Origin of the sequence: Streptomyces sp. NPDC048825, assembly GCF_043198355.1 — a bacterium.
Lineage (GTDB): Bacteria > Actinomycetota > Actinomycetes > Streptomycetales > Streptomycetaceae > Streptomyces > Streptomyces xiangluensis.
In genome coordinates this window covers 593,337-608,803 of record NZ_JBICUR010000002.1, presented here as the reverse complement: position 1 = coordinate 608,803, position 15,467 = coordinate 593,337, and the positions used below count along the sequence as shown (strand labels likewise).

At 70.4% G+C, this 15,467-nt stretch carries 9 protein-coding genes and 1 pseudogene; 7 read left to right on the top strand and 3 right to left on the bottom strand.

All coding sequences use genetic code 11. From position 1 onward, the window contains the following. Positions 1-518 precede the first annotated feature (518 nt). From ACGFNK_RS08250 to ACGFNK_RS08240, 3 genes are all read left to right on the top strand, one after another. The gene (locus ACGFNK_RS08250) at positions 519-1,079 is read left to right on the top strand and encodes an RNA polymerase sigma factor (protein ID WP_386342491.1); all 561 of its coding nucleotides are present in this window, start codon (positions 519-521) and stop codon (positions 1,077-1,079) included. Next, positions 1,076-2,281, top strand: coding sequence for a CU044_5270 family protein (locus ACGFNK_RS08245; RefSeq protein ID WP_393413109.1), 1,206 nt, complete (start codon positions 1,076-1,078; stop codon positions 2,279-2,281). The genes ACGFNK_RS08250 and ACGFNK_RS08245 overlap by 4 nt, the downstream gene beginning before the upstream one ends. Positions 2,282-2,348: 67 nt before the next feature. Then, positions 2,349-3,662 carry a hypothetical protein gene (locus tag ACGFNK_RS08240; RefSeq protein WP_393413107.1) on the top strand — a complete coding sequence of 438 codons (1,314 nt, stop codon included), beginning with the start codon at positions 2,349-2,351 and terminating at the stop codon, positions 3,660-3,662. A 110-nt stretch (positions 3,663-3,772) separates the two neighbouring features. Here ACGFNK_RS08240 and ACGFNK_RS08235 read toward each other — a convergent pair whose 3' ends face one another. Continuing rightward, positions 3,773-6,424 (bottom strand): RICIN domain-containing protein, encoded by a 2,652-nt coding sequence (locus ACGFNK_RS08235; protein ID WP_393413105.1) that lies wholly within the window; start codon positions 6,422-6,424, stop codon positions 3,773-3,775. A 354-nt stretch (positions 6,425-6,778) separates the two neighbouring features. On the opposite strand from ACGFNK_RS08235, the gene ACGFNK_RS08230 reads away from it, so the two are divergent. The 3 genes from ACGFNK_RS08230 to ACGFNK_RS08220 all read left to right on the top strand — a co-directional run bounded on the left by ACGFNK_RS08230 (position 6,779) and on the right by ACGFNK_RS08220 (position 11,164). Further along, positions 6,779-8,071 carry a DUF418 domain-containing protein gene (locus tag ACGFNK_RS08230; RefSeq protein WP_393413103.1) on the top strand — a complete coding sequence of 431 codons (1,293 nt, stop codon included), beginning with the start codon at positions 6,779-6,781 and terminating at the stop codon, positions 8,069-8,071. 622 nt (positions 8,072-8,693) lie between these two features. Beyond that, positions 8,694-10,361, top strand: coding sequence for a protein kinase (locus ACGFNK_RS08225; protein ID WP_393413101.1), 1,668 nt, complete (start codon positions 8,694-8,696; stop codon positions 10,359-10,361). After that, the gene (locus tag ACGFNK_RS08220; protein WP_393413099.1) at positions 10,358-11,164 is read left to right on the top strand and encodes a hypothetical protein; all 807 of its coding nucleotides are present in this window, start codon (positions 10,358-10,360) and stop codon (positions 11,162-11,164) included. Before ACGFNK_RS08225 ends, ACGFNK_RS08220 begins: the two co-directional genes overlap by 4 nt. A 145-nt stretch (positions 11,165-11,309) precedes the next feature. Here ACGFNK_RS08220 and ACGFNK_RS08215 read toward each other — a convergent pair whose 3' ends face one another. Beyond that, a complete protein-coding gene (locus ACGFNK_RS08215) occupies positions 11,310-11,663 on the bottom strand; it encodes a CAP domain-containing protein (RefSeq protein ID WP_393413097.1) in 354 nt (117 codons plus the stop codon). Between the two features lie 1,606 nt (positions 11,664-13,269). On the opposite strand from ACGFNK_RS08215, the gene ACGFNK_RS08210 reads away from it, so the two are divergent. Then, a complete protein-coding gene (locus ACGFNK_RS08210) occupies positions 13,270-14,817 on the top strand; it encodes a serine/threonine-protein kinase (RefSeq protein ID WP_393413095.1) in 1,548 nt (515 codons plus the stop codon). Between the two features lie 354 nt (positions 14,818-15,171). Here ACGFNK_RS08210 and ACGFNK_RS08205 read toward each other — a convergent pair. Next, positions 15,172-15,309 (bottom strand): annotated as a pseudogene (locus ACGFNK_RS08205) (RNA polymerase subunit sigma-24); the annotation flags it as partial. Between the last annotated feature and the right edge of the window lie 158 nt (positions 15,310-15,467).

Sequence of the window (15,467 nt, the reverse complement as noted above, 5' to 3'; positions counted from 1 at the left end):
GATGCCGGGTGCGTAACGGAGCCAACAACGGGTGAACCGGATTCCCGCGGCAGTGCGGCTGGTTACGAGGGCGGCCCGCTGCGGCTGCATGATGCGGCGTACTCCTGTCGCTGCTGCCGTCGACGAGTCCGACCGCATGATCGGCGATGACAAGTCAACCTCGTAGGACCGGAGTTGTTCTGCCTGCGGCCGTCGTGAAACTGCGATGGCCCGGGGGAGGACGAGCGCGTTCTGGGCGTCGGTGCAGGGGGCGCCCGGGAGTTCGTGCAGGATGCCGTACCACTCGGCGAGAGCCTCGGGGGATCGCCCGCCGGAGTGGAAGAGCTCGGCGTGCCGGTCCGACGGGCGGCTGGTCAACTCCGGTGTGCGGTTGCGCGTCGCGGGACGTCTTACCTCCGTGACGACGCGACCGAGTGCGGCGCGATGTCGTCTCGGCCGTGCGGATTCCGCTCGGCCTGTAATAACCCGGCTGTCACGCGCATTCCTCAGTGACAGAGCCCGATACGAGGAGACGGCGCGTGACTCAAGTCCAACGCTTCCGGGACGTCTACGAGGAGTGCTATCCGCGTGTACTCGCCTATGCCACGAGCCAGGTGGGACGGCAGGTCGGTGAGGACATCACCAGCGAGACCTTCACAGTCGCGTGGCGGCGGATGCGGGACGTTCCGCAACCCGCGCTGCCCTGGCTCCTGGGCGTGGCCCGCAACCTGGTGCGGGAGCTGCGTCGCCGGGACAGCCACCAGTACGCGCTCGCCGCACAGGAAGCACAGCGCATCAGTACCGGCGCCGGGACCGAGGCGCAGGACGTGGCCACACGCGTGACCGATCGAGAAGCGGCGCTCCAGGCCCTGGCGAGCCTGTCCGACGCCGACCGGGAACTGCTGACCCTGATCGCCTGGCACGGGCTGAGCCCCAAGCAGGCCGCACGCGTCCTCGGGTGCACCACCGCGACCCTGACCGTCCGGCTGCACCGGGCCCGTCGTCGCCTGGAACGTGCCGTGGAGGCCGTGTCCGTACCCCCCGCACCGGCAGTGCGCCGCACTGACGGCCGCACCGACCGTGAAGGAGCAATCGCATGAGGAAGACGTACGAAGGGTCCGCGCGGCGGCGAGACGTCATGAAGGCGCTCGCGGACGCCCGGCCCGCCGAACTGGACCCGTCCCAGTTGGCGGGCTCCCGTCGGCAGCGCGAGGACCTGGCCCGGATCACGGCCGCCACGCAGGAGGGGCCCACCCGAGGCCCCCTGGCATGGCTGCGTCCCCGGTTCGTGCCGCTCGGGGCCGTCGCGACCGTCGCGGCGTCCGCGATCGTGGTGAGCACCCTCGTCGGACAGGACTCGCGCGGAACCACGAGCGCGCAGCCGGGCACCCGCCCGCCGTCGGCCACCGCGACGGGGCTGGACGGCCGGATGGAACTGCTCGGCGCGGCGAAGGCGGCGGAGGCTTCGACTGCCGAGGGAACGTACTGGCAGGTGACCACACGGGGGGAGAACGTGGACGTCGTCGGTGAGCCGGGACGGCGCTTCGCCGTGCGCAGCACCGAGACGCAGGAGTGGTCGGTGGGGGTGCGCCCGGGAACCCGGAGCCTGATGGTCATCGGCCTGGACGCCGAGACCGAGCCCCGCACCGCGGCGGACGAGGAACGCTGGCGGGACGCCGGTTCACCACGGCAAGTGGAGAGCCCGGCAGATGCTGACGGTCGGATGAGGGTCGCGATGACGATCGGAGCCCCCGGGCGGCCCACGGTCATGCGCACCGACAGCGACAACAAGATCTACGCCCTCGGCCCGGACAACGTCTCCTACCAGGATCTGCGGAAACTGCCCACCGACACCGCGCAGTTGCGCCGGCAGTTCCAGCGGCTGTACGAGCGGGACCGCGGCGGCGAGAACAGCGGCGACCGTACGGCCTGGATGCTGCGCCAGGCGGCCGACGTCATCACCATGCCGGTGAAGCCCGGTACCCGGGCCGCCGCGTACCGCCTGCTCGCGGACCTGCCGGGCATCCGCGTCCAGGGCTCTGCGACCGACCCGCTGGGCCGCAAGGGCATCGGCATCACGCTCCCCGACCACGCGGAGACCCCGCTGGGGAGTGTGGAGCAGCGGCTGGTCGTGGACCCGTCCACCGGCGCTCTGCTCGCCGAGCTCGTCGTCCTGGCCGAACCGTCGGCCACCGCGCGGCAGGCGGGGCTGGACGCGGGCACGACGGTGAACTACTCGGCGACCACCCGGATGGAGTGGGCGCAACGGCAGATCACCGTGCCGAAGAACGCCCGGCGCTGAACTCCCCCGCGCGGGCCAGGCACCGCCGGGCCTGTTACGGAAACACACCTCCAGAAGGAGCGACTTGATGAGAACCCCCGCACAAGGGGCTGCCTCACGCGGCATCCGCGTGGCCACCGTCTTCGCGGCCTGCGCCCTCGCCCTCACTCCGTGGGCCGCCCAGGCGCAGACCGAGACGAAGGCCCAGGCGGAGACCCCCTGGAAGGTCGCGTTACCGCTTTCCGAGGCGGCTTCCAGTGACTTCATGGATGTCGACGCGAGGAGCAGGACCGACGCCTGGGCGGTCGGCCGGAAGACGGACGACTCCTTCTCGGTGGCCCCGCTGGCCAAGCACTGGGACGGTAAGCGGTGGACCGACGTTCGGCTCGCGGCGACCGGAGGCAGGCCCGCGCAGTTTGAGGCGGTGGCCGCCTCCGGCCCCGACGACGTCTGGGCCGCCGGGACGTACACCGACGTGGAGATCCCCTCCGCCTCCTCGGCCAAGCTGCCGGACCGCCTTGCGGACCGCCTTGTGAGCCGTCTGCCCGACTCTCCGGCGGACCGGTCCCGCGGCGGCGCTGCGCGTCCCGCGACCGCCAGCCCCATCGTGCTCCAGCACTGGGACGGCACCCGATGGAAGCGGGTGCAGCGTCCGGCACCCGCCGAGGGCTGGATCCGCTTCGTCGGGGAACTGACCTCGGTGGGCCGGGACTCCGTGTGGCTGACCACCATGGACTGGAACCCGGTGACGGGCGCGTACAGCGGACAGCTGGAGCATTGGAACGGCCGCACATGGCGGCGGACGGCCCTTCCTCCGGCACCGGACGGCAGCCCGGTACAGCCCTGGGACATCACCGGCACAGGCCCCGACGACGTGTGGGTCACCGCCGAGGCCGACGCCGACGGCACCGCGAGGCCCCTGCTCTACCACTTCGACGGCCGGCGCTGGACGGTGCGGACCATCCCTGTCCCCGACGAGTACGACGCCGGCTGGGTGGCCAACCACGTCGTGACGACGAAGCGCGGAACGGTCCATGTGTTCGGCAAGACCAACGACCCCGGGGCGCCCGGCGGACTGCTCGCCACGCGATGGGACGGCCGCACCTGGCGGCCGCTCCCCGCGCCCGACCTCGAAGAGGTGAACGCCTCGGGCACGGACGGCTCGGGAGCGGTGTGGGTCGCGGGCTGGCCCGTGGGCGGCAGCCATGCGGTGCTCTCCCGCTGGGACGGCGCCTCCTGGACCGAGGAGGGACTTCCGGAGGAGATCTCGACCACCGTGGGCAGTTCACTCCTCGGCATAGACGGCGTTCCCGGCACTCGCGCCGTACTGGCCGCGGGAAACGTCGCCTGTGAGAGCACGACGGGCGCGTGCGGTCTGGTGGTTTCACGCAAGATCGGCTGACGGTTCGAGCACGCGGGAAGGCGTACTCGAACCGGCCCGCGTCCCTCACCGCAACGACCGCCTGTGGCCCGCAGCGTCCGCTGCTGGCCACAGGCGGTCGGGCGTCGGGGTCAGGACGGGTCGCCGTACTGGAGGCCGCGTCCGTTGGTGCCGACATAGACGCGCCCGTAGGTGTCGGGGTCGCCGGTGACGACGCCGACGCCGCCGATGCTGCCCCACTGGTGGGCGTCGTCGTTGACGCGGAGCCAGGTGGCGCCCTTGTCGGTGGAGCGGAAGACGCCGGTGACGTCCTTGACGGTACCGATCAGGTACAGGGCCTGGTAGGCGGCGCCCGGCGCGGCCTTGCCGAAGCCGAGGGCGGAGGCGGACTGCACCGCCCCGAGCGTGGTGAAGGTGCGGCCGCCGTCGGTGGAGTGCAGCAGCCCCTTGCCACCGTCGGCGATCCACAGGTCCCCGGCGATGCCGGGGACGGCCGTGAGCCGGCCGGCGGGCAGGTTGGTGGCGCGGGCGGTGAAGGTCGCGCCGCCGTCGGTGCTGGCGTAGAGCGTGCCGCCGGCCAGTGAGTAGAAGGTCTTGGCCGAGGAGCGGTCGGCGACGACCACGGCGCCGGTGCCCAGGCCGCTGACCTTCGACCAGCTCGCCCCCTTGTCGGTCGAGCGGTACGGGGCCTGACCCGCCTCGGTCCAGACGACGGTGGAGCCATCCGCCGCGAGCGCGACATGGCCGCTGTCGGCGCTGCCCACCGGCTCCGCCTTGAAGCCGCTCCAGCTGCTGCCACCGTCGGTGGAGTAGGCGCCGTCCTGCGCGCCGCCACGGCCGACGCGGACCATCACCGCGGGGTTGGACTGGGCGAAATCGATGTCGGTGCTGGTGATCATCATCGGGTTCTCCAGCCGACCGGCGGGCACCCCGGTCAGGGAGTCGTGGCGGAAACCGCCCAGGTCGCCCATGGCGGTGACGGCGGTGGCGCCGCCGGGCGGGGCGATCACGTCCATCAGCGCGGTCTCCTCCAGCCCGCGGGCCCCCACGGTCCAGTGGCTGGTGCCGCCGCTGTCGGTGGCGGTGGCGTCCTTGCTGCGCCAGATGCCGCTGCCGGTGCCGTACAGCACGTGTCCGGAGTTGAAGGGATCGATGGCCAGGGCGGTCATCCAGTGCCCGGTGCCGGTACCGACGTAAGGAGCGGCGGAAGCGTCCCGCACCGACTTCGCGGCCTGTGCCTTCCAGGTCGTGCCGCCGTCGGTGGTCCGGTAGATCTCGTCCTCGGGCCACCAGCGGTCGAGGGTGGTGACCATCACCGTGGACGGCTTCTGCGGGTCGACGGCCAGACCGGAGAACCCGTAGCTGCCCTCGGACGGGGAGACGTTCTTCCACGCCCCGCCAGCCGTCGTGTACTTCCACACCGAGCCCGCGGTCACGCCGTTGGGTCCGACGACGTTGGTGTACGTCAGGTACAGCGAGCCGTCACCGGAGAGCACGCCGTGCTGCGGCATCTGGCCGGTGGGCTGCCCGGAGACCGCCTGCCAGGTGCTGCCGCCGTCGGTGGAGCGGTACAGGGAGGTGGACCTGTCGGCGACGCCGACATAGACCGTCTTGCTTCCGGCGGGGCCGTACGTCACGAAGGAGATGCCCGCGCCGCTGCTGGCCCCGTCCTTGACGGGGAACGAGGAGACCTGACTCCATGTCACGCCGTGGTCGGTGCTGCGCCACAGGCCGTTCTTGCGGGTGCCCAGCAGCAGGGTGCCGTTGTCCGAGGGGTTGATCACCAGCCGTTCGCCCGCCCCGCGGCCGTCCTCGTTGGCGCCCAGCTTGAAGGGCAGATCGGTGCGCTGGAAGGTGCGGCCACGGTCCGTGGAGCGCAGGATCGCGCCGTTGCCCGCCCAGCTGTTGGTGTAGGTGCCCGCCGCGAGGTAGAGCCGGGCGGGGTCGACGGGGTCGGTGGCCACCGAATCGATGCCCAGCAGGTTCCAGTCCTTCTCGCCGGCCCAGTCGGTCAGCGGGATCCACTGCTCGGCCGCGACGTCCCAGCGGTAGGCGCCGCCCATGTCGGTGCGCGCGTACAGCAGGCCCTTCTCCCGCGGGTTGAACACCAGCCCGGTGACGTAACCGCCGCCCACCACCTGGGTGTTGTTCCACGCATACGGTCCGGCCGCGGCCGTGGTCTGCGCCCCGCCGGTCCCGGCCGCCTGGGTCTCGGCCGTTTTCACCAGCTTCCACTGCTGGTTGGTGCTGCCCTTGCCGGGATACTGGATGACTGCCGCGCCGTCGGCCGTGGAGCCTCCGGAGACGTCCAGGACCTGGCCGCTCCTGCGGGAGGTGAAGGTGACGGCGTCGGAACCGCTCACATCGTCGATCCGCCACTCCTGGGAGGCGGAGGAGCTGTCGGTCTGTTGCTCAGCGGCAGCTGCCTGGGCGGTCGAATCGCCCGCTATGCCCAGCACTTTGCCGCTGTTGCGGTTCACCAGCTCGTAATGGCCGTCCCCGGTGGGTCTCAGCTTCCACTGCTGGTTGGCGGTGTTCTGGTCGGTCCACTGCTGGATGCGGGTGCGGTCGGCGGTGGAGAAGGCGTTGACGTCCATCGCCTTGCCGCTGCGTACGGAAACCAGCCGGTAGTAGGCATCGCCGTCGACCGTCGCGGCCTGCGAGTCCTCCTGCGCGAACAGGAGATACGGCACGACGATGGCGGGCACGCCGAGCAGCAGACCGGTCGCGGTCCAGCGACGGCGGTGACGCCCGCGGCGCCCGCCGTTCGTGGGGTTTTTCATGGGGAGGTGTTCTCCTTGCATGCCGTTCACCAGAGGAGTGGCGGAATCAGGCACTGGAATGGCCGGATCCGACTCCCTGTGGTCACAGGCTCCGCAAAGGGTTGCCTTGAGCCGGGAAGTCCTTTCAGGCCAACTCGTGCTGCAGCAGGCGTTGATCAGCACGGGTGAGGCTGGTCCCCTGTGGTCGCCGGCGAGCTCGGGGTGCTTCGACGGGCAGGTCGGCGGGACCGCATTCGTTCGTGTGCGGCCGACCGACCCCCGCCAATCGGCGGGGGTCGGTCGGCCGACCGGCGGGGCACCTCCCGAAGCCCGTCGGATGGTTGACCGCCCCCGCGCTTCGGCAGCGTTGTCCCGGTGACTGAGATCGAAACCGCCAAGAAGGCGCCTCCGCGTTCCTTATCCGCACCCGAGTCCGCCACGGCGACGGAACGCCCAGCGCCGGTGGCGCGGCTCGTCGGGGTGGACCTCGCCCGTGCACTGGCCGTGTTCGGAATGTTCGCCGTGCACGTCGGCCCCTTCCCAACGCCCGGGGGCGGCGTCGGCGACTGGTTCCTGGGTTTGGCGAGCGGCCGGGCCTCGGCGCTGTTCGCCACCCTCGCCGGGTTCTCGTTGATGCTGATCGCCGGCCGCCACGAGCCGAAGACCGGCCTGGCCGGCAGGCAGGCGAGGGCCCGGATCGTGATCCGGGCCGTGATCCTGCTGGTGCTGGGCAGCGCGTTGGCGATGACCAACTTCGGCGGCGCCGGAATCCTCAACTTCTACGCGTTGTACTTCCTGCTGGCCCTGCCCCTGCTGCGGCTGCGGGCCAGGACGCTCGCGATCATCGCGGTCGCGCTCGCGGTCGTCACGCCGCAGCTGGCGTTCGGCCTCAGGGCACTGCTCACCGAGTCGATCGTGAAGAGCATCGACGCGTACGACCCGATCGCGCGACTCTCCGGCGTGGGCGTGCTCGACCTCCTGCTCACCGGCCTCTACCCGGCGATCACCTGGATGACGTTCGTGGTCACCGGCATGGGGTTGGGCCGGCTGGATCTGACCTCCGGCGCGGTGCAGCGGCGGCTGGCCATGGTCGGACCCGCGCTGATCGGGTTCGGATACGGCGTCTCGTGGCTGGCGCTCCGGTTGTCCGGCGGTGATCAGAAGATCACGGCCGGGATGCCTGACATGAAGGACCCCGGTGCCATGAAGGACCCCGGCATGACAGTGGGATCGGGATCGGGATCGACATCGGGATCCTTCGACATGCCGGTCGGTGGTGGGCTGGGGGGCCCTGACACATGGGGGCTGCTGGCAGCCGAGCCGCACACCGGTTCCACGTTCGACCTCATCGGCAGCATCGGGATCGCGATCACCGTGCTCCTGTGCCTGACGGTGGCGATGGACCGACTGCTGTGGCTGCGGCGGCCGGCAACTCCGATCATCGCCGTCGGCACGATGTCCCTGACCCTCTACGTGGCCCACATCCTGGTCATCCTCGCCCTGCCCGGCGAAGCGGCCACCCCGCCGCAGTCCGCCTCCGCCGCGCTGCTGCTCTGGTTCATCCTCGGGGCCACCTTGTTCGCGGTGATCTGGTCCCGCTTCTTCCGCCGCGGACCCCTGGAGTACCTGCTCAACGGAGCCACCAAACTGGCGAATCACGTCCGATGAGCCTCGGGCGGATACCCCGGCAAGGTCGGCCCGAGGCCGCAACGACACCCTCCGACAAGGGGTCTGACTCGCAGGCGGGCCTACTTCCTCCCGCGCAGGGCCGCTTCTCGTACGGAGCGGCGAGGGCCACCCCGGCGGCGGACACTTCGATAGTGGTCAGGCCCGGCGGGTGGTCGCCGCGGCACTGGGCGTCACTGGGGTCCTGGCCAGCTCCTCGGGTGAGTCACGGAAGCTCACGGACTTGGCGGCCCTCCCGCAAGTGCCAGGCGCTGTCCGGCCTGCCGCCGAAGGCGGTACCGGGCCCACGCGTGATCTTTTTCAGCCACCCGTGATTCACTCCGCAGCCGCGGAAAAAGCGGCAGGAAACGGGTCGGACCGGTCGCGCACCCGCGTGGGACGCATGCCGTGCGCCGGACTGTTACCGGCGTTCCGGGCCGATCTGTGCAGGTTCTGAGGCACTATCCAGTGGTGCTCCCTCCGATATCCCGGCTGCCGGTGTCCGGAACGGGGATACCGGATGCCGCACCGCAACCGCAGTGGCTGAAAACGTGTCTTTGGACGCGTGGCCGAAGCTCCGGGGCGGGTGAGTTTCCGGTAGCACATGCGGCCTTGGGGGGCTGGGATGAACACATGGGGAGTGCCCGGATACACCGAGTCACTGGAGCTCGGATCAGGGGCGAGCGGGCGGGTCGTCCTGGCCGTGCACGAGGAGACGGGCGTGCCGGTCGCGGTGAAGTACCTCAGCGAATCACTGCGCACGCGGCCGGGCTTCGTACGCGATTTCAGGGCGGAGGCACGGCTGCTCGGCGGCCTGGAGAGCCCGTACGTCACCGGGTTGTACGAGTACGTGGAGAGCCCGGACGGCGCCGCCATCGTGATGGAGCTGGTGGACGGTGTCTCGTTGCGGACCCTGCTGACCAGGGAGAGTCCGCTCGATCCCGAGGCCGCGCTCGTGGTCCTCAAGGGGTCGTTGCTCGGCCTGGCCGACGCGCACCGCATCGGCGTCGTCCACCGCGACTACAAACCGGCGAACGTCCTGGTCGTACCGGACGGATCGTCCAAGCTGGTCGACTTCGGGATCGCGGTGGACGCCGGCACCAGCGTCGGCGTGGCGGGAACCCCCGCCTACATGGCCCCGGAGCAGTGGACCGGCGCGCCCGCCTCTCCCGCCGCCGACGTGTACGCGGCCACGGCCACCTTCTTCGAGTGCCTGACGGGCCACAAGCCGTACTCGGGTGACAATCTCGCCGAACTCGCGCTGCAGCACGTCGACGCGCCCGTCCCCGCAGAGGAGGCCCCCGAGGCGGTGCGGGAGCTGGTCCGGCGTGGTCTGGCGAAGGACCCGCGGGAACGGCCCACTCACGCCGAGGATTTCGTCACGGAACTGGAGGCGGTGGCCGGCGCCGCCTACGGGCCCGACTGGGAGGAACGCGGTCGCGCTCGGCTCGCCGCGCTGGTGGCCCTGCTGCCGCTGCTGCTGCCCTCGGCCCGCAGTGCCCCACGTACCACGACGGACACCGCACGCACGGTCCTGAGCCGCGAACCGGGCCTCGGCTGGGCGCAGTCGTGGCGTCCCGGCCGGCCAGGGATGCTGGTGGCCGGTGCGGCCGCGCTGCTGGCTGTCCTCCTGACCTACGGCATCCAGCACACCCCGCTGGGAGCGGATCCGCAGCAGGCGGCGCAGGCCCTGGCCACCACCAGAGCCCAGCCCGGTGTGGAGTCGGGAGAGCTCATCGCTCCGCCGACCGCGTCGGCGAACTCCTCCCCGCCACCACCGACGGCCACCGTGTCCCCCAGTCTGTCGCCCTCCGACTCGGCGACGGCCGGCACCGGCGAGCCCTCGGCAACCGCCGCCACCACGGACCCGGCCCCTGAGACGACGACACCCGGCGCGGCGACCACCGAGGCGACGCCGACGACCGCTGCCCCCACCTCGCCGGCTGCCCCCACCGCGCCGGCCGCTCCCGCCGTCAAGGGCGTCGCGGTGTCGGGCTTCCAGCAGACGGGTCCGACGACCGCCTCGGCAACGATCGACATCACCACGGACGGCACCCAACCGCTCTCCATCACCGTCTCGTGGTCCACGGGCGACGCCGGGGGACAGCTCGGCAACCCGGACGGTGGGTCCCAGACGTTCGAGCGCAGCGGCGCCACCCAGTACACGCTCACCGTCGATCACACCTTCCAGGGCAACGGCTGCTACTGGACGGTGCAGGCCACGACCACTCCGGCCTCCGCCGACGGCGGCGCCTCGCAGCAGCTTCTGACCAGGGGGTGTGTCATCGGATGAGCGCTCACAACGACCGCACTCCCGCGTCTGCCGAGGACTGGGAGCCCACCCAGGTGTTCGGCTCCGCCGACGAAACCCGGGTGCTCGACCCGGCCGACGACCACACCTCGACCCTCCACCTCGGCCCCACCGACGAACACGCCCCGAGCGACGAACACGCCCCGAGCGACGAACTCGGCTCCGCCGACGCCGAGTACAGCGCCACGGTGCTGGCCAGCCACTGGATTCAGAGGCCCGAGCCGGACCCCACCTTCCTCGGGCCGCCCTCCACGGGGATCCTGCCGCCGCCGCCGACGCTGCCCGACCGTGCCGAAGGCACCGTGCTGCGTTTCGGCCCGGGGGTGACAGCCGCCGCCGCGCACCGTACCCACAGGACGCTGCCCGCGGTGGCGCCGCCTCCCGTGCGCCCGCGCCGACGTCTGCGAAGACACGCTCTGCCCGCGCTCGTGCTGATCGCCGTCATCGCCTTCCTCGCCTGGCAGCGCCTGGGGCCCTCCGTCGCGGTGCGTACGGCGGCGGTCACGGCCCGGCCGACGGATCTGGGCTGCGACGGGACAGCGGACATAGTCGCCCTCGTCGCCACGAACGGCCGGCCGGGCACGCTCTCCTACCGCTGGATCCGAAGTGACGGCACCGCCTCGGGCGTCCTGAGCGAAGTGGTGGTCCGGGGCCAGAGACAGGCACGTCTGCACCTGCTGTGGACCTTCCAGGGCAAGGGCCACTACACGGCAAAGGCCGAACTACAGATCCAGTCCCCCACCCACCGCACGGTCACCACCCACTTCACGTACGACTGCCCCTGACCAGACCTCCGTTTCGTCAACCACGGCCCCGCCCGGGTCGGCAACGTCAGCTCCGGCGACCCGGTCGCCGTGATCGACTTCTACCTCCCGGAGGGCACCACCGCCACGTCTGGACAGGTCGGCCCATGCTGGGGGCGCTGCCCGGCTACGACCCGAAGTCCTGGGTCCAGTAGTTGCCCGGCTGCGCCAGGCCCACACCGAGCTCCTTGAAGCCACAGTTGAGGATGTTGGCCTTGTGGCCGGAGCTCGACATCCAGCCGGCCATGACGCTTTCGGGAGTGCTGTATCCGGCGGCGACGTTCTCGCCAGCCGACCTGAAGCTGTACCCGACACGGCCGAGCCGGTCGCTCATGGACGAACCGTCGGAACCGGTGTGAGACATGTTCTTGTGATCGGCCATGTCCTGGCTGTGGCCCTGAGCGGCCTTGGTCAGCTTGGCGTTCTCGGCCAGCGGCGCACAACCTGCCTTGTCGCGTTCGGCGTTGACCAGAACCAGCACACGATCCGTGGGACCGGAATCCGCACTGCTCGCGGAGACGCTGGGAGTACTGCTGGAACGCGTGGCCTTCGGAGTGCTCGAAGGCGAAGCAGACCTATCGGGCGTGCTGAAGGTGCGCGTAGCGGTCGGGCGCCTGGACGCCGAGGGAGACGCGCTCGGGGTTCTGGACGGAGTTGCAGTGTCAGAGGTGCCTGCGGCGGAGGTGGTCGGGGACGCGGCGGGCGTGCGCGAGGGCGTCGGGTCGGCTACTGGATCCGATGTGCCCCCTCCCCACCAGGACAACGCCACACTGCGCCAGCCTCCCAGCCCGCTACCGCTCGCCAGCACAACCGAAGGAATACCTGCGGCGCCCACAGCCACCACAATGACTGCGGTACGGGATATCTTCCAGCGCTTCCTTTTCTGGCGATGCTTGTTCATACGTGACCTCACTCAGTGGTCCGAAAAATTGGGCAGCAAAGCAGCGCAGCGCTGGCGAGCCCGGTCATTATGGGGACCGGTGAGCGCACCGGGCAACGAACACCCGTACTGCTGCTGGACGGTGCCAATGAGTTCGCCCGGGCCAGGAGGACGTACGGATCCAGACGTTGGCGCACAATCTCCGGCACCCGCACACACCAGTGACCAGGCAGAAGAGGCTCTCCTGCGGCCGCGGGCGCCAAATTCACCGATCTGGAAAATCGGTTGAATTATCACCTGCGGCAGAAAATGTCCGATTCGGATTCAAAAGAACACAGCTATTACCGGCAGTAATCGGGCGATTCGTCTTATTAGGCAAAATTCTCGCGTGATGCATATCACTCTGATTCGAAGTGTGGGAATTCCTGAGCCGGAACGGCGGAGTTTCCTGCGCGTTGGCCGGGTGTGATCGAGATTGAGGACGCGTGTCGGCCGTCGTCTGCCGCGCACATCGGGCGTCCCCACCGCGTGGCATGCCGCCGACGCCATCACGGCGCGCCTGACTGGCGGGAAACTCTGCGCGCGTACTCACGCCTGATCGACGGACGCCTGCCCGCCGAAGCGGTGCACGTCGTGACCTGCTGGAGCAGGCTCGGACGGGGGCCGTGGTAGCTTCGCCCCCGCACTCGCGGATTGATCAACCGCTCGCCGCCCCTGACCGGATGACACGCCTGGCGCACCATTCCAGAAGCCTGGAGGGCGTTGAGGGCTCAGACATGGCCTGAGCGTCGGCGTAGAGTTGCTCAGGGCGAGCGGCCGGTTCGTCGGTCCGATCGCGTCATTGTCCGCAACGCCGATACCGATGGGGGACACCCGCTCACTCGATCGGAGTGGGCACCGAGGTGGTACTGCACGCCCTCGGGCTCTGCGACCGGATTGACCAGTTGGTCGCGGTGGGGCTGTACAACGTGCGATGGGCACCCGTCGCCGTAGGTCACGAACCACGGAATCAACATGCCTCACGCACCTGTCGACGACTGCGTCCGGTTGCCCTACCGGCAGGCAGACTCCGGTCCCGCTCTGCTGCCCGCCCGCGGAACTCGCCGAAGAGCCCACTCGGCTCACGCCGGTCGGATACTGCGTGGGCGACGCCGTCAGCCTCACGGCGGTGGGAAGCGTGGCGTTCATGTCTGAGCAAGGACGGCGTGTGGCCGGCAGGTACCGGCTGGTGGAGCGCATCGGCCGGGGCGGCATGGGTACCGTGTGGCGTGCCCGGGACGAGTTGCTCAACCGCGAGGTAGCGGTCAAGAGGCTCCACTACTCCTCTCTGGACGACGACGTCGACAGGCTCTTCGAGCGCACAGGTCGCGAGGCGCGCATCGCCGCCCGGCTCAGCCACCCCAACGTCGTCGTGGTGCATGACGTCGTGGACGACGAGGGGTCGCCCGCGATCGTCATGGAATACGTGCCGTCCGTCACCCTCGCCGAGGTGATCAGGAAGCTCGGTCCGGTCCCGCCGGAGGAGGCCGCCCGCATCGCAAGCGGGTTGATCGCCGCGCTGCGCGCCGCTCATGACGCCGGGGTGGTGCACCGCGACATCAAGCCCGGCAATGTCCTGCTCGGCCGTGACGACCGCGTGGTGCTGACGGATTTCGGCATCGCCGTGGCCCCCGATACCTCCCCCCTCATCATGACCGGCCAGCTCATCGGTTCCATCGACTACTGCTCGCCGGAACGGCTCGACGGCGGCACACCGGGCCCGGAGTCCGACCTGTGGGCGCTCGGCGTGCTGCTCTACGAGTCGGTGGAGGGCGAGCCACCGTTCCGCCGGGAGACCGGGATCGAGACGGCGTACGCCATCGTGTGGGCGCCGGTGCCGTCCGCGCCCGCCGCCGGGCCCTTGGCTCCGCTGATCGAAGGGCTGCTGGTCAAGGACCCCGGCGGGCGGCTGACCGTCGAGGATGTGGAGCGGATGCTCCAGGCATCGCGGCCGGCAGCCGCAGGCGCGGCAGTCCCGGCCCGGCGCGCGGCCGCCGGACCGGGGACATCCGTGCCGCCCGCCGGGAAGCCGCTCGCCGGGAGCCGGCACAGATCGGCCGGCGTCGCCAAGGGCTCCCGGCCCCGGAACAGAAAAGCGCGGTGGCTCGCCGGGGCAGCGGCCGTCGTCGCCATCGTGGCATGCGCGGTGATCATGGTCGACTGGATGCGCGGCGAGACGGATCGGCCCACCCGACACGCAAGGGCGGAAATCATGCCGGGGGCCTCCTCCCCGTCGCCTTCATCGTCCGAGACCGCAGCTTCCTCCACGCCCCGTCCCACGGCGCGCACCCCGCAGGCGCCGCCGGCGGCGGAGACCGAGTACGGGCCACTGTGGTCGGACGGAGCGATCGACCCGGGCAGCAATGAGTACTGGGCGCAGAGCGATATCACGGTCAGGACGACGGAGACCCTGACGTCGCTCACCGTCGAGCTGCGTGTCGCACAGACCGGCGGTGTCTCCTCGACCGGCTCCTGGCGGACCCGGCCCGAGGAGGACTTCACCCTCAACGTGGAGGAGACGGACGGCTTCCTCGCCTACCGCTGGACACTCAAGGACGGGCGGACGGTGCCAGCCGGTGAGCACATGTTCGCGGGACAGTACAACCACGAGACCGGCAACAGGGACGCCGGCGGCGACTCGTATGTGGCCACCGCCACGGCGGACGGCGAAACATACTCGGTGCACGGCCCCTTCGCGTCGGCCTCCACCGACTGACGCAAAGCTGGGGCTGCCGCTGGATCCATCTGTGACCAGTCGGGGCCTGGAGCCCCGACTGGGGAACATGTCCATGCAGGTGTCGTACTGGGCGCGGCCCGAGGATTGACGCCGTCCACAAGTGAACCCCAGGCCGCTGAACTGGGGTTTCATTATCGTCCGGGTGCGCACACCCGATGGTTGGAAGAGGCGGGCCGGCCTTCCCGTTTCCCAGACGCATGTGCCCTGATGTGCCCTCGGTGGCCACGTAGGCCAAGGGCCTGCCCGCGTCTGTCCCTCGGGTGGGCGCGTCCGCGTAGGCACGAAACCGAACGGACGTTCATCCTCTTGCAGGTCATCCTCGGACAACGGCGCTCGCCGTGGCTGATGTCGCGCCATCCACGGCGCGGTGCGCCGGTACAGCTCCTCGAACGCCGCGCGGTCACCCGTGGCCACCAGCCGGACGAGACGCTCCTCGTCCAGCTCGCCCGGTGCCTTCCTGACTGATCTCACACCCGCTGGACACCGGGCCCGGACAGCCGGCTTTCCCTTTCATGTGATCCCGTCACATCGAGGGGACCTGCGGCGCCCGTCGGGCCGTGCCCGTTCACCGTGCGGCGTCCGGTGACGTGGCCACCGAGGCCCTCGCCCGCGGTGGTTGAGGCCGGGCA